General features: G+C 69.5%; 20 protein-coding genes. 10 read left to right on the top strand and 10 right to left on the bottom strand.

Features of this window, described 5'->3' with window-relative positions; translation table 11 throughout:
• Positions 1-43: 43 nt before the first annotated feature.
• Positions 44-799 carry an SDR family oxidoreductase gene (locus ACQPYM_RS19740; protein WP_433022719.1) on the top strand — a complete coding sequence of 252 codons (756 nt, stop codon included), beginning with the start codon at positions 44-46 and terminating at the stop codon, positions 797-799.
• A 15-nt stretch (positions 800-814) separates the two neighbouring features.
• Here the strand turns inward: ACQPYM_RS19740 and ACQPYM_RS19735 are convergent, their stop codons facing one another.
• Positions 815-1906: a DNA polymerase domain-containing protein gene (locus ACQPYM_RS19735; RefSeq protein ID WP_433022718.1), complete on the bottom strand. Its 1092-nt coding sequence runs from the start codon at positions 1904-1906 to the stop codon at positions 815-817.
• 160 nt (positions 1907-2066) lie between these two features.
• On the opposite strand from ACQPYM_RS19735, the gene ACQPYM_RS19730 reads away from it, so the two are divergent.
• The 4 genes from ACQPYM_RS19730 (at position 2067) to ACQPYM_RS19715 (ending at position 5504) form a co-directional block, all read left to right on the top strand.
• Positions 2067-3662 (top strand): M4 family metallopeptidase, encoded by a 1596-nt coding sequence (locus ACQPYM_RS19730; protein ID WP_433022716.1) that lies wholly within the window; start codon positions 2067-2069, stop codon positions 3660-3662.
• 114 nt (positions 3663-3776) lie between these two features.
• A complete protein-coding gene (msrB, locus tag ACQPYM_RS19725) occupies positions 3777-4196 on the top strand; it encodes a peptide-methionine (R)-S-oxide reductase MsrB (RefSeq protein WP_360272994.1) in 420 nt (139 codons plus the stop codon).
• A 76-nt stretch (positions 4197-4272) separates the two neighbouring features.
• The gene (locus ACQPYM_RS19720) at positions 4273-4725 is read left to right on the top strand and encodes a hypothetical protein (RefSeq protein WP_433022714.1); all 453 of its coding nucleotides are present in this window, start codon (positions 4273-4275) and stop codon (positions 4723-4725) included.
• A 227-nt stretch (positions 4726-4952) separates the two neighbouring features.
• Positions 4953-5504, top strand: coding sequence for a molybdopterin-dependent oxidoreductase (locus ACQPYM_RS19715; RefSeq protein WP_433022712.1), 552 nt, complete (start codon positions 4953-4955; stop codon positions 5502-5504).
• Positions 5505-5508: 4 nt separating this feature from the next.
• Here the strand turns inward: ACQPYM_RS19715 and ACQPYM_RS19710 are convergent, their stop codons facing one another.
• Positions 5509-5886: a VOC family protein gene (locus ACQPYM_RS19710; protein ID WP_433022710.1), complete on the bottom strand. Its 378-nt coding sequence runs from the start codon at positions 5884-5886 to the stop codon at positions 5509-5511.
• A gap of 4 nt (positions 5887-5890) precedes the next feature.
• Positions 5891-6538, bottom strand: a complete 648-nt coding sequence (gene hemQ, locus ACQPYM_RS19705; RefSeq protein ID WP_433023335.1) for a hydrogen peroxide-dependent heme synthase — start codon at positions 6536-6538, stop codon at positions 5891-5893.
• A gap of 231 nt (positions 6539-6769) precedes the next feature.
• Here hemQ and ACQPYM_RS19700 point away from each other — a divergent pair, with 231 nt between their 5' ends.
• Complete coding sequence (locus tag ACQPYM_RS19700) at positions 6770-7318, top strand: DUF4328 domain-containing protein (protein ID WP_433022708.1); 549 nt, start codon at positions 6770-6772, stop codon at positions 7316-7318.
• Here the strand turns inward: ACQPYM_RS19700 and ACQPYM_RS19695 are convergent.
• Positions 7315-7971: a response regulator gene (locus ACQPYM_RS19695; RefSeq protein ID WP_433022706.1), complete on the bottom strand. Its 657-nt coding sequence runs from the start codon at positions 7969-7971 to the stop codon at positions 7315-7317. The genes ACQPYM_RS19700 and ACQPYM_RS19695 overlap by 4 nt on opposite strands.
• A complete protein-coding gene (locus ACQPYM_RS19690) occupies positions 7968-9116 on the bottom strand; it encodes a sensor histidine kinase (protein ID WP_433022704.1) in 1149 nt (382 codons plus the stop codon). The genes ACQPYM_RS19695 and ACQPYM_RS19690 overlap by 4 nt, the downstream gene beginning before the upstream one ends.
• A gap of 165 nt (positions 9117-9281) precedes the next feature.
• Between ACQPYM_RS19690 and ACQPYM_RS19685 the strand changes: the two genes are divergently transcribed.
• Positions 9282-11435 (top strand): MMPL family transporter, encoded by a 2154-nt coding sequence (locus ACQPYM_RS19685; RefSeq protein ID WP_433022702.1) that lies wholly within the window; start codon positions 9282-9284, stop codon positions 11433-11435.
• Here the strand turns inward: ACQPYM_RS19685 and hemG are convergent.
• From hemG to hemE, 3 genes are read right to left on the bottom strand one after another with little or no spacing between them, the layout of a single operon-like run.
• Positions 11432-12865, bottom strand: a complete 1434-nt coding sequence (gene hemG / locus ACQPYM_RS19680) for a protoporphyrinogen oxidase (protein WP_433022700.1) — start codon at positions 12863-12865, stop codon at positions 11432-11434. The two genes, ACQPYM_RS19685 and hemG, sit on opposite strands and share 4 nt — an antisense overlap.
• A gap of 13 nt (positions 12866-12878) precedes the next feature.
• On the bottom strand, positions 12879-13391 hold the full coding sequence (locus tag ACQPYM_RS19675) for a GNAT family N-acetyltransferase (RefSeq protein ID WP_433022698.1): 513 nt from the start codon (positions 13389-13391) through the stop codon (positions 12879-12881).
• A complete protein-coding gene (hemE, locus tag ACQPYM_RS19670; protein ID WP_433022696.1) occupies positions 13384-14469 on the bottom strand; it encodes a uroporphyrinogen decarboxylase in 1086 nt (361 codons plus the stop codon). The genes ACQPYM_RS19675 and hemE overlap by 8 nt, the downstream gene beginning before the upstream one ends.
• Before the next feature lie 490 nt (positions 14470-14959).
• Between hemE and ACQPYM_RS19665 the strand changes: the two genes are divergently transcribed.
• Together ACQPYM_RS19665 and ACQPYM_RS19660 are read left to right on the top strand one after the other, a co-directional pair.
• Positions 14960-15562, top strand: a complete 603-nt coding sequence (locus ACQPYM_RS19665; protein ID WP_433022694.1) for a DUF3000 domain-containing protein — start codon at positions 14960-14962, stop codon at positions 15560-15562.
• Positions 15559-16842, top strand: coding sequence for an HRDC domain-containing protein (locus ACQPYM_RS19660; protein WP_433022693.1), 1284 nt, complete (start codon positions 15559-15561; stop codon positions 16840-16842). The genes ACQPYM_RS19665 and ACQPYM_RS19660 overlap by 4 nt, the downstream gene beginning before the upstream one ends.
• A 47-nt stretch (positions 16843-16889) precedes the next feature.
• On the opposite strand, the gene ACQPYM_RS19655 is transcribed toward ACQPYM_RS19660, so the two are convergent.
• Positions 16890-17558: a TetR/AcrR family transcriptional regulator gene (locus ACQPYM_RS19655; RefSeq protein ID WP_433022691.1), complete on the bottom strand. Its 669-nt coding sequence runs from the start codon at positions 17556-17558 to the stop codon at positions 16890-16892.
• Positions 17559-17642: 84 nt separating this feature from the next.
• Here ACQPYM_RS19655 and ACQPYM_RS19650 point away from each other — a divergent pair, with 84 nt between their 5' ends.
• A complete protein-coding gene (locus ACQPYM_RS19650; protein ID WP_433022689.1) occupies positions 17643-18338 on the top strand; it encodes an NAD(P)-dependent oxidoreductase in 696 nt (231 codons plus the stop codon).
• Here ACQPYM_RS19650 and ACQPYM_RS19645 read toward each other — a convergent pair.
• Complete coding sequence (locus ACQPYM_RS19645) at positions 18307-18792, bottom strand: glutathione peroxidase (RefSeq protein ID WP_433022687.1); 486 nt, start codon at positions 18790-18792, stop codon at positions 18307-18309. The genes ACQPYM_RS19650 and ACQPYM_RS19645 overlap by 32 nt on opposite strands.
• Positions 18793-18796 lie beyond the last annotated feature (4 nt).

The following is an 18796-nucleotide window of genomic DNA, read 5'->3' as shown; positions in this document are numbered from 1 at the left end:
GCGTGTCGGCGCGGGATGGCGCGGTCTGAGGCAGGATGGTGCCGTGGACCTCGGACTTCGCGATCGCATCTACATCGTCACCGGTGCCAGTGGTGGGCTCGGCTTCGCTACCGCGAAAGCCCTGGCCGCCGAAGGAGCCCGGTTGGTGATCTCCAGCCGCAACGAGGAGTCGATCTCCCGGGCGGCGGCCGAGCTCGGCGACCAGGTCGTCGGCATCCCGGTCGACAACGCCGACCCGGAGAGCGCCGAGCGGCTGGCCGCGACCGCGATCGCCAAGTGGGGCGCGCTGAACGGCGCGCTGATCAGCGTCGGTGGACCCCGGCCCGGGACCGCGATGGACACCGAGGAGGACGACTGGCGGGCCGCCTTCGACAGCGTGTTCCTCGGCGGGCTGCGGATCGCGCGCTCGGTCGCGCGAGCGGGTACCGACGGGACGTCGATCGCCTTCGTGCTGTCGTCGTCGGTCAAGTCACCGATCACCGGACTGGCGATCTCCAACGGCCTGCGCCCGGGCCTCGCGATGGTGGCCAAGACGCTGGCCGACGAGCTCGGGCCGAACGGCGTCCGGGTCAACGGCCTGATGCCCGGCCGGATCGCGACCGACCGGCTGAAGGAGCTCGACGGCAAGTCCGGCGACCCTGACGCGGCCCGTCGCGCCGCCGAGAAGACGATCCCGCTGCGCCGCTACGGCATGCCCGACGAGTTCGGCCGGGTCGCCGCTTTCGTCCTCTCCCCCGCCGCGTCGTACCTGACGGGCGCCATCATCCCCATCGACGGCGGCGCCCTCCGCGCGCTCTGACGCACTAGGACCGCGCTACTCCTCGGGCTGGGCAGGCGCCGGCTCGGCAGGCTCCTTCGGGCGGTCGCGGTCCTTCGACGGCTGGACCCGCTTGGGCTCGCCGGGCATCTTCGGGTACTCCGGTGGGTAGGGCAGGTCGCCTTCGCCGAAGTCGCGTTCGTGTTTGGCGGACAGCTCCAGCAGCGAGTCCAGCGAGAACGCCTTCTCGCCGACGGCCGCGTGCAGATCCCCCACCTCGGCGAACCGGGCCGGCATCGTCAGTACGTCGAAGTCGTCCGGCTCCACCTCGGACACCTCCTCCCACCGCAGCGGCGCCGAGACGCGGGCCCGTGCGTTGGGGCGGACGGAGTACGCCGAGGCGATCGTGCGGTCGCGGGCCATCTGGTTGAAGTCGATGAAGACGCGTTCGCCGCGCTCCTCCTTCCACCAGTTCACCGTGACCTGGTCGGGCATCCGGCGGGACAGTTCGCGGCCGAGCGCGATGACGGCGCGCCTGGCCTGGATGAAGTCCCAGCGTGGCTCGATCGGGACATAGACGTGCAGCCCCCGACCGCCCGAGGTCTTGGGGTAGCCCTCGAGGCCGTGCTCGGCCAGCAGTTCACGGAGTACCGGAGCTACCACCGCCGCGCTCTTGAAGTCCGTGCCGGGCTGGGGGTCCAGGTCGATTCGCAGCTGGTCGGGTGAGTCCAAGTGGGGGCGCCGGACCGGCCACGGGTGGAAGGTCAGGGTGCCGAGGTTGGCCGCCCAGGCGACCACGGCCAGCTCGGTCGGGCAGACCTCGTCGGCGGGCCGGCCGCTGGGGAACTTGATCGTCGCCGTCTCGACCCAGTCGGGCGCGCCCTTGGCGACCCGCTTCTGGTAGAACGCGTCGCCCTTGTTGTCCATCCGGGTGGACAGCTTCGCGCCCTCGAACCAGCCGCCCGGCCAGCGCTCCAGCGTGGTCGGCCGGTCCCGGAGCGCACCCAGGATGCCGTCGCCGACCGCGACGAAGTAGTTCACGATGTCCAGCTTGGTCAGTCCCCGGTCCGCGAAGTACGGCTTGTCCGGATTGCTCACCCGGACGGTCCGCCCCGCGATCTCGAGCTCGATTGCCTTGGTCGCCGCCATGCCGCGACGCTACCGCCCGGCACCGACCAAAACCCCCGCAAGCACGGCGGAAAGGGAACTTTTCTCAAGGTCTACCCACGCTAGGTGACTGAGCGGTAACGTTCCTGCACCTCGTTCCTGGGGCGTGAGGCCTCCGGGACACTCTTGAAGGAGCACGAGGATGAAGAAATCCGCCCTGCTCGCCGCTGCCACCGCAGTGGTGACCACCACCGCCCTCGGGCTGACCGGGGCCGGCACGGCCACCGGTGCGCCCACCGCAGACCCGGGCACGACCCCCGCCGCCGCGGTCGCCCGGGCCAAGGCCGCGATCCCCGGCAATCTCGGGGCACTCAAGGCCACCGGCGCCGACACCTTCCTGGTGAAGGACGTCGTGCTCGACGCCGACGGCACCAGTCACGTCCGGATGGACCGGATGATCGGCGGCCTGCCCGTACTGGGTGGCGACGTCGTCGTCCACCAGACCAAGGACGGCGCCGTGAAGGACGTCAGCCTGACCCTCAGCCGGTCCGCGAACGTCGACCGGACGCCGAAGGTCAGCCCGGCGGCCGCCACCGCCAAGGCGGTTGCCCGCGGCCTCAAGGCCGAGGGCAAGCCGAGTCTGGTGATCGAGGCCCGCAAGGGCACGCCACGGCTCGCCTACCGGGTCGCCAGCGGCGGCACCCAGGCCGACGGCACGCCCAGCCACGTCACCACGACGATCGACGCCCTGACCGGCGCCAAGCTCGTCACCGAGCAGCACATCCACACCGCGACCGGCGACGGCCAGAGCCTGTACTCCGGCACGGTTCCGCTCGACAGCACCCCGGTAACGGGCGGGTTCAATCTGACCGACCCGGTCCGCGGCAACGCCCAGACCCTCGATGCCCAGAACAAGACCGATTCGATCTGGTGCCAGATCTTCGGGTTCGGCTGCCCGGTCGCGGCGAAGTTCCTCGACGCCGACAACCACTGGGGCAACGGCCTGAACAGCAACCGGGCCACGGCCGCGGTGGACGCGCACTACGGCGCGGCGACCACGTGGGACTACTTCAAGCTGAACCACGGCCGCAACGGCATCTTCAACGACGGCAAGGGTGTCCCGAGCCGCGTGCACTACGGCACGAACTACGTGAACGCCTTCTGGGACGGCAAGCAGATGACGTATGGCGACGGTGACGGCGTCGTCGCGGGCCCGCTGGTGTCGATCGACGTGGCCGGCCACGAGATGTCCCACGGCGTCACCTCGGCGACCTCGAACCTGACGTACTCCGGTGAGTCCGGTGGCCTGAACGAGGCGACCAGCGACATCTTCGGTACCGCGGTCGAGTTCTACTCCAACAACGCGAGCGACCCGGGCGACTACTACATCGGCGAAGAGATCATGAAGGACCGCCCGGCCCTGCGGTACATGGACAAGCCGAGCAAGGACGGCAACTCCAAGGACTGCTGGTACTCCGGGATCGGCAACATCGACGTGCACTACTCGTCCGGCGTGGCGAACCACTTCTTCTACCTCGCCTCCGAGGGCAGCGGCGCCAAGTCCATCGGCGGTCTGCCGCACGACTCGACCACCTGCAACGGGTCGACCGTGACGGGGATCACCCAGGCCAAGGTCGCCAAGATCTGGTACCGCGCGCTGACGGTGTACTTCACCACCAGCACGAACTACGCGCAGGCCCGGGTCGGGACGCTCAACGCGGCCACCGACCTGTACGGCGCGGCCAGCCCTGAGCGGGCTGCCATCGCGGCTGCCTGGTCAGCCGTGAGCGTCAACTAGCAGGCCGTCCGCCGGGTCCTGTCCCACTGGGGCGGACAGGACCCGGCGATCACGGCTGTCTTACGGCGGCCGGGCGGGCGGGGTTTTGGTTGACCGGCCGCAGATACTGGAGCCATGACCAAGAGCACCAGGCAGTACGCCGTACAGAAGTCCGACGAGGAGTGGCGCGCCCAACTCTCGCCGGCGGAGTTCCAGGTACTGCGCAAGGCCGGCACCGAGCGGCCGTTCACCGGGGAGTACACCGACACCAAGACGATCGGCGTCTACAAGTGCCGCGCGTGTGACGCGGAGTTGTTCCGCAGCGAGACCAAGTTCGACTCGCACTGCGGCTGGCCGTCGTTCTTCGCCCCACTGGCCGAGGACCGGGTGGAGTACATCGAGGACCACGACCTCGGCATGAAGCGGGTCGAGGTCCGCTGCGCCAACTGCGGCTCCCACCTCGGCCACGTCTTCGAAGGCGAGGGCTACGGCACCCCCACCGACCTCCGCTACTGCATCAACTCCGTCAGCCTGTCGCTCGCGCCTGCGGAGTAGGCACCTCGACGAGCCTCCGGTTTGCGATGATCTACGCAGCGGCGGTTGCCGCGGGGAGCCGGACAGGTGGGGTGCGATGCCGAAGGAAAGTCCGGCCGTGCAGTGGGCGGCTGAGTTACAGCAAACCAGCCGGCTGGTACTGGGCCTACGCCGCGACAAGGTCGCATGGCTGGCGTTCATCGCCCTCGTCGGCATCGTCAACGGCGTCAATGCTGTTCAGGAGCTCCAGGCCGACACCTGGAGTGCCTACGACTACGTACGCGCTGCCATCGCCGTCGGCGCGGTGTACCTGGTGCTGAGTTCGCTCAACACCGTGCGCGGCGGACGGTCGCGGGTGATCGTCGACGACGCTGGTGTCTCGGTCGGCCAGGGCCGGCTCGCCTGGTCCGAGATCGAGCGGATGGAGGTAGCGGACGGCAAGGTCGTCCTGTTCTCCGGTGAGCGGAAACTCGCGGTGAGCGACCTGGTCCTCCGCCACCCCAAGCAGTTCGCTGTCTGGCTGGACACCGAACTTCGCACCCGGGTCTGACGCAACCTGCGGAGGTCTCTCGGTAGCCCACCCCAAAGGTGGAGGCCGGTTCCCCCTCGAGGACGATGCCGGCGAGGGGCGCGGCAGGGGATGCTGCGGGCATGGAACTTAGGACTGGGCTTCCTCCGGGGCAGCGGCGGGTTGAGGGGTTTCCGCGGTTCGGGACGCATCTGTCGAAACCGCCGCCGGCTGTTCCCGCCGACCCGGTGATCAAGGTGCGCGGGGCGGTGACCGAGAAGTTCGATTTGCCACTGGCCGAGCTCTCGGCCCTGCCCCGCAAGGAGATCCGGGCCGACTTCCACTGCGTGGCGGGCTGGTCGGCGACCGATCTGCTCTGGGAGGGCGTCTTGTTCGAGACCTTCTATCGGGCCCACCTCGAACCAGTACTGCGCCCCGACGCCACGATCACGCATGTCGGGTGCCGGGGACTCGACGGGCACGAAGGCGCGTTGACGATCGAGGACATCCTGGCGGACGACGTACTGATCGCCGTGAATCTCAACGGCCGGCCGCTCGACGGGGATCACGGAGCACCGGTTCGCCTGGTCAGCCCTCGTCAGTACGGGTACCTCAACATCAAGCACCTGTCCCGTATCGCGCTGCTGACCGAGGCTCCGCCGATCACCGAAGGTCCGGTGATCAGGAGTCATCCCCGAGGCAGGGTGTGGGAAGAGGAGCGCCACGGCCTGTTGCCCGGCCGAGTGGTGCGGCCCTTCTACCGGAGTCTGATCCGGCCCATCCGGTACCTCAGTTCCCGCGGATCGCGCCCGTCCCAGTGACGGGTCAGATCGGGGTGGCGAGGGCGACCGGGTTGTTGTCCGGGTCGGAGACGTAGGCCTGGCGTTCGCCCCACGGCATGGTGGCCGGCTGCTGGAGCACGGTGTAGCCGGCGGCGCGGAAGGCCTCGACGGTCGCCTCGACATCGTCGACGTACACGAAGAGTTCGAAGCGTGGAGCCGTGCCGACGGTGATGCCGAGCTGCGCCTCGGGCCAGCCCGAGTCGGCGATGCCCAGTGAGGACTCGCCGCGCTCCAGCCCGACGTAGTGCGGCTCGCCTTCCAGCGGGAACTGGTACCGCGACTCGTAGCCGAGCAGTGCGTAGAACTCAAGTGACCGGCGCACGCTGGTCACGTACAGCACCGGGAAGGCTTTGCGCTCCATCGCCTCAGGCCAGGTTCGCGACGAGATCGCTCAGCTCGGTCCGCTTGCCGGTGTAGAAGGGGACCTCCTCGCGCACGTGCCGGCGAGCGGTCGAAGCCCGCAGGTCACGCATCAGGTCGACCATCCGGTGCAGCTCGTCGGCCTCGAAGGCCAGCATCCACTCGTAGTCGCCGAGCGCGAACGACGCGACCGTGTTCGCCCGTACGTCGGGGTAGGTGCGCGCCATCTTGCCGTGCTCGGCGAGCATGAACCGGCGCTCCTCGTCGGGCAGCAGGTACCACTCGTAGGACCGGACGAACGGGTAGACGCAGACGTAGCCGCGCGCCTCCTCGTCGGCCAGGAACGCCGGGATGTGGCTCTTGTTGAACTCCGCCGGCCGGTGCAGCGCGAACTGCGACCAGATCGGCGCGAGATGGCGGCCGAGCCGCGAGCGACGCAGTACGTGATAGGCCTTCTGTAGCGCGTCGGACGTCGGCGCGTGCCACCAGACCATGAAATCGGCGTCGGCGCGGAAGCCCTCCACGTCGTACCAGCCGCGGATCACCACGTCCTCGTCAGCCCCCAGCTTGCCCAACTGCTCGGCAAGCTCCGCCACCAGCTCGTCCCGATCCGCCTCACCGAGCGGCGTCTCCACCTTGAACACCGACCACATGGTGTAGCGGATCACATTGTTCAGCTCGCGCGCCTTCGGCTTCGTCTCGGTCACTCACCCATTGTCGCCATCCAATCGAGACACCGTGCACCCGGGTTGCCTCTAGGGTGCGCCAAACAGGCATCACAGGGGGGAAGCACAACGAGGGATCTGCCCAGGATCACAGCGGTTCTGGTCTGGCTCGCCGCACTCACCGCGATACTGGCGGCCGGCTGGCGGTGGTACGAGTATTTGACCTTCAAAGACGATCTCCAGAGCTATGACCCGGACGCCGTCCGTGCCGTCGAAGTGATCTGGGCCGTGTTCGGGGTCGCCGCAGCGGTGGTGTTCATCGTCTGGCTGCGCCGGGTCCGGGCGATCGCGGAGCGGCTCACCAAGGCACCGCACCGGCACGGCCGGGGCTGGGTGGTCGGCAGCTGGTTCGTGCCGGTCATCGCGTTCTGGTATCCCAAGCAGATCGTCGACGACGTCATCGCGGCCAGCGACCCCCGGACCCCTCCGCACGCCGAGGAACTCCCGCCGCTGCGGCTGAAGGTCGTCACGATCTGGTGGGCCACCTGGATCGCCGGCAACGTGATCGAGTTCGCCGACCCAGGTTTCTTCGCCGACCAGCCGTCCGCCCGCGATCTGCTCACCCAGACGCTGGCCATCACCGCTTCCTCGGTGCTGACGGTCGTCTGCGCGGTCTACGCCGTCCGGGTCATCCGGCTGATCACCGACCTGCAGGCATCCCGGCCACAGGTCGCCTGGTGGGAGACGGCCGACACCAGGCTCGGTTAGCGGGTGACGCGGCCGGTTTCGTAGGCCCACATGACGATCTCGACCCGGTTGCGGGCGCCTAGTTTGGTCATCACGCTGGCGAGGTGCGTCTTCACGGTGCTGAGGCTGATGTGCAGTTCCGCGGCGATCTCGGAGTTGGTCCGGCCGCGGGCCACCGTGATCAGTACCTCTTCCTCGCGGCTGGTCAGCGGCTCGACGGGCTGAGCCGGTGGCCGGCCGAGTCGCGTGTCGGAGAAGGCCGCGAGGAGCCTGGCGGTGATCTTCGGGGCGATCAGGGCATCGCCTTCGGCTGCGGCGTGGATCGCCTGGGCGAGGAGTTCGGGGCCGGCGTCCTTCAGCAGGAAGCCGCGGGCGCCGGCCTTCAGCGCGCCATGCACGTACTCGTCGAGGTCGAAGGTTGTGATCACCACGACAGCCAGTGGATCAGCCACCTCGGGTCCGGCCAACTCGCGGGTCGCCGCGATTCCGTCCATGCCTGGCATCCGGATGTCGAACAGGCACACGTCCGGTCGGAGCCGCCGCGCAAGCGCCACCGCTTCCAGCCCGTCGACGGCCTGGCCGACCACCTCGATGCCCGGCTGGGCGCCGAGGATCATCGACAACCCGGTACGGATGAGTTCCTGGTCGTCGGCGACCAGCACGCGGATCGTCATCTGGCCGCGCCCGATCTCGGCAGCACCGCTTCGACGGTCCAGCCGCGGTCCGGGCCGGGCCCTGCCTCGAAGGTTCCGCCCAGCAGCGTCGCCCGCTCGGTCATCCCGACCAGCCCGTACCCCGACGAGTTCCAGGCGCTGGCGCCGGCATCTCCGTCGTCGCGGACGGTCAGCCTCACGCAGCGCTCCTCCCCCGCGACCCGGACGTCGATCCGGGTGGCGTGGCGCGCGTGCCGGACGGCGTTGGTGATCGACTCCTGGGCGATCCGGTAGACCGCCGCACCGACGGCAGGCTGCAGGTCCGCGAGATCGCCGGTCAGTTCCAGCTCGACCCGCGGCCGGTCCCCGACGCTGCGGACCAGGCGCTCGAGATCGGCCACACCCTGGGGCGGGGCCATGGACGCCGCCTCGTCCTCCCGCAGATTGCCCACCATGACGCGCATTTCGGCGAGGGTACGCGAGGCCTCCGCCTCGATGACCATCAGCGCGTCGATGGCAGCCGACGGATCGGTCGCGGCGACGACTCGGCCGGCCTGGGCCCGGATCGCGATGGCCGACACGTGGTGGGCGACCGTGTCGTGCAGCTCGCGGGCGAGAAGCTCGCGCTCTCGCAGCCGCATCTCTTCGCGTTCCTGCAGCCGGGACGTGGTCCAGTAGCGAACGCCATGGCCGAGCGTCGCCGGGAAGAACAGGAAGACGCCGCCGGCGATCGCCTCGCCGAGGCCGTTGAAGTCGGCCGCGCTGCCGGTGACCAAGGCGATCAGGAGGATCACCAGCCCGATCCCGATCTCCCGTCCAGAGCCCCAACGGACGAGCGAGTAGGGCAGCAGGACCACGGCGACCATCGTGTTGAGGCCGATCGGCGGCAGATCGCTGACCAGGCTCACCACGCTTCCCAGCGTCACGACGCCGAACACGACGGCCGGCACCGTCAGCGGATGAGTGCGCCGCCACAGCAGCGCGAGGATCGACCCGGCGGCGAGCACTATTGCGACTGGTCGCCAGGGGACGTCCTCTCGCAGTACGCCCTCGAGGACTGCCGTGGGAAGCAGTACGGCGACCAGCGCCCAGTCACGCCAGACCCGCCGTGGCGGGTGCGGCGCACGCGGCACGGCCAAGAAGGACTGCACCGCGTTTCTCAGCATGGCCACAGCGTAGAGAGCCGGAGCGGATCAGGGATCGGCCGGAAGTACGGCACGCCGGTCGGCCGGACGGCCGAGACAGGTCCGGCCCTTCGTCCGAGGTGCGGAGGGCCGCGGCTGGCCAGGCTGAGAGCACTGTCCCGCTGGGCCCCGAGGAGAACACCGATGATGTCGAATGCTTTGTACCGCTTGGGCCGGTTCGCCGCCCGTCGTCCCTGGACGGTGATCGGAACGTGGGTCGCGCTGGCCGTCCTCGTCGTCACCGCGGCCGGCGTCTTCGGCCAGAAGCTGGAGAACACCTTCGGAGCGCCCGGACTCGACTCGCAGCACGCGACCGAGCTGCTGACCGCGGCCGGCAACGACCAAGCCGGCCTCACCGCCCAACTGGTCGTCACCCCGCGCGACGAGCAGGCGACCTTCTCCACCTCCGCGGAGACGCGGGCGGCCTGGACGAAGCTGCAAGCAGACGTCGCCAGTCTGCCCAAGGTGCTCGACACCAGCGGCGCGACGATCTCCCCCGACGGGCGCGTCGCGATCCTCCGGCTGCAGTACCCGGTGATCGAGGACCTGGCCGTGGCCGACCTGGAGAACCTGCAGGAGTTCGCGGCCAAGGAAGCCGCCGGCTCGCCACTCCGCATCGAGATGGGTGGCGACCTGTTCTCGGCGTTCGAGGAGGCGGAGACCGGCCGCGGTGAGCTGATCGGGCTGGTCGCCGCCGTGATCATCCTGCTGGTCGCGTTCGGCTCGCTGATCGCGATGGGGCTGCCGATCGGGCTGGCCCTGTTCGGGATCGCGCTCGGTACCAGTTCGTTGTCGCTGGTCACCTATCTGATCGACATTCCCAGCTGGGCGCCGGTGATCGGCAGCATGGTCGGTCTCGGGGTGGGCATCGACTACGCGCTCTTCCTGGTCACCCGGCACCGCGAGTACCTGACACAAGGACTCGCGGTCGACGAGTCGATCGGCCGGGCGGTCGCGACGGCTGGTCAGGCCGTCGTCATCGCCGGTGGCACCGTGGTGATCGCGATCCTCGGCCTGGCGGTCGCCGGCGTACCGTTCCTGACCGGTGGCGGGGTCGCCGTCTCGATCATCGTGCTGATCATGGTCGCCGCCTCGATCACCTTGCTGCCCGCGTTCCTCGGACTGGCCGGCCACTGGATCAACCGGCTCGCAGTACGGCGTCCGCGGACGACGGCCGGTGCCGGCTGGCAGCGTTGGGGCCGGCACGTCTCCAGGAACGCCAAGGCCTACGTCGTTGCCGCGACCGTCTTGCTGCTGGCTTTGGCCGCACCGGTGTTGGCTCTGCGCGTCGGTACGCCGGACGAAGGCACGCTGCCCGACAGCCGGACGGAACGCCGCGCGTACGACCTGGTTGCCAAGGGCTTCGGTCCCGGTCTGAACGGCCCGCTGGTCGTTGCCGTCGACATCTCGCGGGACGCCAGTGTGGTGCAGCCTCTGCTCAGCGCCATCACGGCCGACAAGGGCATCGCCGCTGCCGCGCCTCCTCAGGTGAAGCAGGGTGTCGCGACGATCGTGGCCTTCCCGACCACCGGGCCGCAGGACGACGCGACCGTGGCAACCATCCAGCGGCTCCGCGCCGACGTCTTCCCCGTCGTACTCGGGCAGAGCTCGGCTCGCGCCCACATCGGTGGCCAGACAGCGCTCTCGGCCGATCTCGGCGGCAAGGTCAGCGACCGGCTGCCCTGGTTCATCGGCGCTGTGGTCCTGCTGTCCTTCCTGCTGCTGATGCTCGTCTTCCGCTCGGTGCTGGTGCCGTTGAAGGCAGCCCTGATGAACCTGCTCAGCATCGGCGCCTCCTTCGGCGTGATGGTGATGGTGTTCCAGTGGGGCTGGGGCGCGGACCTGATCGGGCTGGAGTCGACCCTGCCGATCCTTCCGTTCATCCCGATGTTCATGTTCGCGATCGTCTTCGGCCTGTCGATGGACTACGAGGTGTTCCTGCTGTCCCGGATCCGCGAGCGCTACCTCGCCACCGGCGACAACGTCAGCTCGGTCATCGAGGGCATCGCGAGCACCGGGCGGGTGATCACCTCGGCGGCGCTGATCATGATCTCGGTCTTCCTCGGCTTCGTCCTCGGCGACGATCCGACCGCCAAGATGTTCGGGCTCGGCCTGGCGATGGCCATCTTCGTGGACGCGACCATCGTCCGGATGGTGCTGGTGCCCGCGACGATGAAGCTGCTGGGCGACGCCAACTGGTGGCTCCCGGCCTGGCTCGACCGGCTCCTGCCGCACGTCGACCTCGAAGGCGAGACGCCGCAGTCAGACCCCGGCCCTGCCAAGGAGGAGGTGCTCGTCTAGCGCTTAGAGGTTTTAGCTGGCTCACCGGCAGGCGACTGCAGGTGAGCCAGCACCCGCGTTGCCGCCTTCGCTGCCGACGCGACACAGGCTGCGATACCGACGCCCCGGTACGCCGCGCCGCAAACGGCCAGGCCGGGCTGATCGGCTACAGCCGCCTCCACCCGGTCGATCCGGTCCAGGTGCCCCACGGCGTACTGCGGAAGCCCGCCGCCCCACCTGGTCACCAGCGAGCCGACCACGGGTGCCTGCAGACCTATGGCTGTCCGCAGATCCGCAGCAGCGAGTGCTGTGAGCTCCTCGTCGGAGCGTTGGAGTACGTACTCCTCACCGAGCCGCCCGACAGAGCAGCGCAGTACTGCGAGGTCTCCCCCGGCGTCGGCGGACCACTGCCACTTGGCGTGGGAGTAGGTGGACGCCTTGATGGTGCGGCCCTCAACGGACGGCACCAAGAAGCCGGAGCCGGTCGCGTTGGAGGGCCAGTCCTCCTTGCGTACTGCGAGCGTGACGATCGCCATGCTCGCGTACTCGATGGCAGCGAGCTCCGTCGAAGCCTGCGGAACCACGTCGGCCAGCATGCGAGCCGCTGGGGTGGCAGGGACGGCTATGACGACGGCATCTGCTTGCAGGAAGGTCGGGGCCGGCACTGGGCCCGACTCCAGCTCGTAGCCGTTCGCAGTACGGCGGATTCGGCGTACGGTCGCTTGGCGCTGGATCTGGACTCCGCGCGCGACCAGGTCGGTCTCCAAGGCGGTGATGAGCCGGTTGATCCCGCCCCTCAGCCCGGCGAACACAGGTTCACCGGCAGCGTTGCGGCGCTGACCGGTCTCTCGCAGCTCAGCAGTTGCCGCCAGCAGGCTGGGAGCGGTCCGCAGCCTGGCGTAGAGCTCCGGTACTGCGGCCGCCAGCGAAATCTCCTCGGCGCGACCCGCGTAGACGCCGCCCAGCAGCGGATCGACCAGCCGGTCGGAGACGGCCTGGCCCATGCGTTCGGCAACGAACCGGCCGATCGCGACATCCTCCGTCAGCGCGGGCGCCGGAAGGTCAGGCTCGTGCGCGACCGCCTCGGCAGCCTCCTTGCCCAGTACGTCGACCGCGGCGCTCGCGTCGGAGGGCACGCCCATCACGGTCGGCGGGATGGCGCGGATGCGGTCGCCGATCCAAAGCCCGGCCGACGTCGTTGCCGGATGCACCAAGTCGTCACCGAGCCCGACGGCCCGGATCAGGTCGACCGCCTCGGGACGGCGGGCCAGCACGGACTCCGCGCCGAGGTCGACCGGGACACCCTCGAGCTCGCCGCCGGACAGCTTCCCGCCGAGCCGTGGCGATGACTCCAGCACGGTGATCTGCGGCGGGTTGGGTCCGGTGGCTAGCGCATGTGCCGCGGCCAACCCGCTGATCCCGCCACCGACGACAACTACAGAATGCTCCACGGGGGCAATCAGATCAGACCGTCAGAGAGCGGCGGTAAGTGAGGTTGGGGCGGCCTTGGTAGATGGTCTCGCCGACCACCTCGAAGCCGGTGCGGTCCAGCACGGCCCGGGATGCCGCGTTCTCCACATGGGTCCCGGCACGCAGCTCTCGGAGGCCGTAGTCGCGGGCTGCCAGGGCACACAGCTCGAGTACTGCGGCCGTCGCCAGCCCTCGGCCGGTGGCGCTCTCCGCGATGCGGTAGCCGAGTTCCGCCGAACCGTCGGCGACGTCGACCAGGTTCACCCGGCCGAGGACCTTGCCCTCGGCATCCACGAGCACGTGGAAGTGGAGCTCTCCCGCATCCTGGTCGTCCACCAGCGACTGATGCCTGGCGTCGAACTCCGCGAAGTACTCGTCACCACGGTCGGCGATGTGCTTCGCGAAGTACTCGCGGTTCTCCAGCTCGAACGCGAACACCGCCGGCGCGTGGTCAGCCCGAAGGCGCTCCAGCCGAATCCCGTCCGGCAACGCGCTGGTTTCAGCCACGGGCGGACTTGCTGTGGACCGCCTCGACCACCTTGAGGAGGACGTCGGGGTCGGTGTTCGGGGGGACGCCGTGGCCGAGGTTGAAGATGTGGCCGGGGGCGGCCTTGCCCTCGGTCAGGATGCGGTCGATCTCGGGCTCGATCGCGTCCCACCCTGCGAAGAGCAGAGCGGGGTCGAGGTTGCCCTGGACTGGCTTCGGCTTGCCGCCCGCCACCGTGATCCGGCGTACCGCCTCGTCCAGCGGCACTCGCCAGTCGACGCCGACGACATCCGCGCCGGCCTCGCTCATCAGACCGAGCAGCTCACCCGTGTTCACCCCGAAGTGCAGCCGCGGTACGCCGTACTGCGCCAGCGCGTCGAACACCTTCGCCGAGTGCGGCTGCACGAACTCCGCGTAGTCGCGCGCCGACAACCCACCGGCCCACGAGTCGAACAGCTGGATCGCCGAGGCGCCCGCCTCGATCTGCACGGACAGATAGGCGATCGCGACCTCGGCCAGCCGGTCGGCCAGCGCGTGCCAGAGCTTCGGATCGCCGTGCATCAGCGCCTTCGTCTTGGCGTGATCCTTGCTCGGCCCACCCTCGACCAGGTACGACGCGACCGTGAACGGCGCACCAGCGAACCCGATCAGCGGCGTCGCACCCAGCTGGGAGGTCAGCTCCTGGACCGACTCGGTGATGTAGGTGACGTCCGCCGGCGTGACCGGCCGCACCGCTTCGAGGTCGGCCAGCGACCGCACCGGCGAGGCGACCACCGGGCCGACGCCGGGCTGGATCTCCAGGTCGACACCCACCGCTTTGAGCGGCAGCACGATGTCGGAGAAGAAGATCGCCGCGTCGACGCCGTAACGGCGTACCGGCTGCAGCGTTATCTCCACAACGAGGTCGGGCCGCTTGCACGACTCGAGCATCGTGGTGCCTTCGCGGATCGCCCGGTACTCCGGCAACGAGCGACCCGCCTGGCGCATGAACCAAACAGGCGTATGCGGCACCGCCTCCCCCCGAGCAGCCCGCAGAAAGGCGGAGTCCACGAGGGCATCGGTAGCACTGGGTGATGAAGGAGATTGCGTCACAGGCACAAGACCGATGATCCCACGCTGTGATCACCCCGGTCACACGCGTTTCCCCCTCCCACCCACCGGATCCAGGAGCACCACAGAAGTCGCCGCCGGATCAGGAGCACCACCACGGTCCTGGGGCCTCCCGCCCTGGACTGAGGAACGGAGGGAGCGAAGCGACCGCAGAGACGAGGGAAGGGCGGGAGATAAAGCCCCAGGACCCGCCGAGCCGAAGGCGAGGCAGAAAGCACAGCGAGAGTTGAGCCTCCCGGATCACGAGCACCACCCGCCCCGCCCCTCGGATCACGAGCACCACCACGGTCCTGGGGCCTCCCGCCCTGGACTGAGGAGCGGAAGGAGCGAAGCGACTGGAGCGACGAGGGAAGGGCGGGAGTTTAGCCCCAGGACCCGCGGCGCCGGAGGCGACGCAGACAACACAGCCCGTGCCCGGAACCGGTCACCGGCGCGTCGTCGCCCGCGTCGGTGAGTAATCAGTCGTAGGCTGCGAAGCATGGGTGCCCGCAAGCAGGTCGACGCGCCACCCGCGGAGTTCGCCGAGGCTCTGACGCAGTTGCGTGAGGCCCGGTTCAGGCCCGAGGTGTTCGTCGAGGAGATGCCCGCGCCGCAGCGGATCGCACCGCACGCGGCCGCGGTCAGCGCTGACGTGACGGTCGACGGTGACGATGTCGCCACCGGCCGGCTGGTCGTCCTCTACGACCCGGCGGGGAACGACGCCTGGCAGTCGACCTTCCGCTGTGTCGCGTACGTGCGTGCTGCCGTCGAGCCGGAGATGGTGACGGACGCGCTGCTCGGTGGCGTGGGCTGGACCTGGCTGATGGAGGCTTTGGCCGACCGGGGCGCGGAGTTCCTGGCGCCGAGCGGTACCGTCACCAGGGTGGTATCCGAGAGTTTCGGCGGGATGGCCGACGACGACGCGACGGCGGAGATCGAGATCCGTGCGTCCTGGAGCCCTGTCCCGGGCCCGGACGGGATGGTCGACGTGAGCCCCCATGCCGAGGCCTGGGGCGAGGTGCTCTGTACGGCGGCGGGACTCCCGCCGGTACCGCCGGGGGTGGTCGCGATGCCGACCCGGCGCGGTCAGCGGGGCCGATGAGCCCGGCCGAGACCCAGCAGCAGCCGCCCGTCCCGGACGACCCGACCGAGAACCTGCCACTGCTCGAACTCCGCGACGGACTGTCGGACGTGATCGACACCGCCCCGGCCCTGGCCGAGGTCGTGGAGGCCTTCCGGGCCGGCGCCGGCCCGGTCGCGGTCGACGCCGAGCGCGCCTCCGGCTACCGCTACTCGCACCGCGCGTACCTGGTCCAGCTCCGCCGGGTGGGTTCCGGTTCGGCGCTGGTCGACCCGATTCCGTTCGGTGACCTGTCCTCACTCGGCGACGCGATCATCGACGCCGAGTGGATCATCCACGCCGCGAACCAGGATCTGGCCTGCCTGGCCGAGGTCGGCATGGTGCCGCGCACCGTCTTCGACACCGAACTCGCCGGCCGGCTGCTCGGCTACCCCAAGGTCGGGCTGGCCTCGCTGGTGAGCGAAGTCCTCGGCTACAAGATGCGCAAGGAGCACTCGGCGGCCGACTGGTCGACGCGTCCGCTGCCCGGCCCGTGGCTGATCTACGCCGCGCTGGACGTCGAGATGCTGATCGAGCTGCGCGACGCGATCGAGGCCGAGCTGCGCCGCGAGGGCAAGTGGGAGTGGGCGCAGCAGGAGTTCACCGCGATCCTGAACGCTCCGCCGCGCGAGCCGAAGCCGGATCCGTGGCGGCGTACGTCGGGCATGCACCGGGTGCGCAACCGCCGCAGCCTGGCCGTCGTCCGCGCTCTGTGGGAGGCGCGCGACCAGCTCGCCGCCTCCGCCGACATCTCCCCCGGCCGCATCCTCCCGGACGCGGCCATCGTCGAGGCCGCCGCCGCGATGCCGGTCGACCGCGACAGTTTGCAGCGCCTGACGGCCTTCAAGGGCCGCGGCGCGCACCGCCACATGCGCACGTGGTGGGAGGCGATCGACCACGCCCGCCGCCTGCCCGAGAGCGAACTCCCCAAACAAGGCCCCCGGTACGACGGCCCGCCGCCGGCTCGCGCCTGGGCCGATCGGGACCCGGACGCGGCAGCTCGGTTGTCAGCCGCCCGCGCGGCGGTCAGCGAGATCGCGGAGGCCCATCGCCTCCCGACCGAGAACCTGCTCTCCCCCGACACCATCCGCCGCCTCGCCTGGGCCCCACCGGCCGACGCGGACCTGGCAGCGGTCACGACCTTCCTGCGCGACCACAACGCCCGCGAATGGCAGATCGGCCTCACCGCCGAAGCCCTCACCGACGCCCTCGCCACCGAGGCCGCCCCGATCGAACCCCTCGACCCGGACGACGCTCCCTAGACTTCCCGCACGTCGTCGCCGGCTCGACATCGAGGACCTCGTCCGGCCTAGGACTCGACGTCGTCCGGCTGGAGTGCGCCGAGGATCAGCTCGAGGCCGAAGGCGAACTCGGCGTCAGGGTCGTAGCCGGGCGCAAGGAGCTGTCCGGCGACGACCTCCGCGAGATGCGGGTAAGTGTCGGCCGGGAGTTCCTGCGCAAGATCCCCCGCGACCTCCTCGAGCTCCGCGGAGTTCGCGAACGGCAGACTCACTTCCTGGATGACGAACCCGTACAGATAGCTGTCGATCACCGAGAAGGCCCGGGTCGCCATCGCGACGGAGAAGCCTCCTGCTCGCAGGGCTCCCAGGACCGCGTCGTGGTGGCGCAAGAGCGCCGGCCCGGTCGCCTTGCCGGAGTCCATCAGGCTCACGGCCCACGGATGGCGCCGCAGTACGGTGCGCGCCGAGTTCGTCCGGTCGCGGAGCGCCTGTTTCCAATCGTTGGTCGAGGCCGGCAGCTCGATCTCGCCGAAGACCCGGTCGACCATGCCGCCGAGCAGTTCCTCCCGACGGGCCACGTGGTTGTACAGGGACATCGCCTCGACGCCGAGCCGGGCGGCGACGGCCCGCATCGTCACGCCGGCCTCGCCCTTCTCGTCGGCCAGCGCCATCGCGGCGGTGACGATCCGCTCCCGGCTGAGCGGTGCCCGCTTCGCTCTCGCGCCCCGCTCGGCCATCTCTCCTGCTCCTCCACGGCTTGACGTACTTACAGCGTAAGTCTAGCGTGACTTACATCGTAAGTTCAGCACCAAGGGGGCAGCATGCGGAAGGTCTGCATCATCGGAGCATCGGGCAAGCTCGGGCGGTACATGGTCCGGCACGCGCTGGATCGCGGCTACGAGGTCGTCGGCGTCTGTCGCGAGCGCAGCGTCCCGAAGCTCGCCGAGTTCGCGGAGCGCATCACGGTCCACCCCGGCCCCACGAACGACCCAGCGGTGATCAAGCAGGCGGTCGCCGGATGCGATGGCGTACTGACCGTGCTCGTCCCATGGGGTGTGAAGCAGTACTCATCAGGTACTGCGCAGGCGGTGCTCGACCACGCCGAGCCCGACGCGCGTCTGGTCTTCTCCTGCGGCTGGCACGTCGCGCGCGACGGACAGGATCAGTACTCCAGGCGTTTCCGGGCGATGGTCCAGGTCGCCACCGTGCTGGCCCGGCTCGTGCGGGCGGTCGAGATCGACGACCAGGTGGAGGCCTGCCGGCGGATCTTCGCCAGCGACCGGCGGTGGACCGTCGTCCGTGGCAGCGACCTCGAAGAAGGCGAGAGTCAGGGCCTGCCGGTGTGGAGCCGCCACGTCGGCGACCCCATCCTGGCCAGCAACCTGACCCGACGCGTCGACTTCGCCCTCTTCATGGTGGAGGCACTCACCGACGACAGCCTCGTCCACGAAGCGCCGGCGATCGTCGGCCGGCTCTCCCCCAGCGCTACGGCAGCGTCGACTCGATCGCAGCGGTGAGCTCGGCCGACTCGGGCAGGGTCTGCGGGCGGAAGCGGGCCGCCACGGTCCCTTCGGGGGTGACCAGGAACTTCTCGAAGTTCCACTGGACGTCGCCGGCCGCGCCGTCGGCGTCCGGGCTCGCGGTGAGTTCGGAATACAGCGGGTGCCGGCCTTCGCCGTTGACCTCGAGCTTGGCGAGCATCGGGAACGTCACGCCGTACGTCGTCGAGCAGAAGGTCTCGATCTCTTCGGCCGAGCCGGGCTCCTGGCCCCCGAACTGGTTGCAGGGCACGCCGAGCACGGTGAAGCCACGGCTCGCGTACTGCTTCTGCAGCTTCTCCAGGCCCTCGTACTGCGGGGTGAGGCCGCACTTGGAGGCCACGTTGACCACCAGCACCGCCTTGCCCTTGTACTCACCCAGAGTGGTCTCGGCGCCGGACAGGGTCTGCAACGGGATGTCGTACAGGCTCATCGAA

The sequence above is a fragment of the Kribbella sp. CA-294648 genome (genome assembly GCF_050943845.1).
In the GTDB taxonomy this organism is placed as follows: Bacteria; Actinomycetota; Actinomycetes; order Propionibacteriales; family Kribbellaceae; genus Kribbella.
Note: the sequence above shows the minus strand (reverse complement) of the source record. Positions and strands in the feature narration are given on the sequence as shown.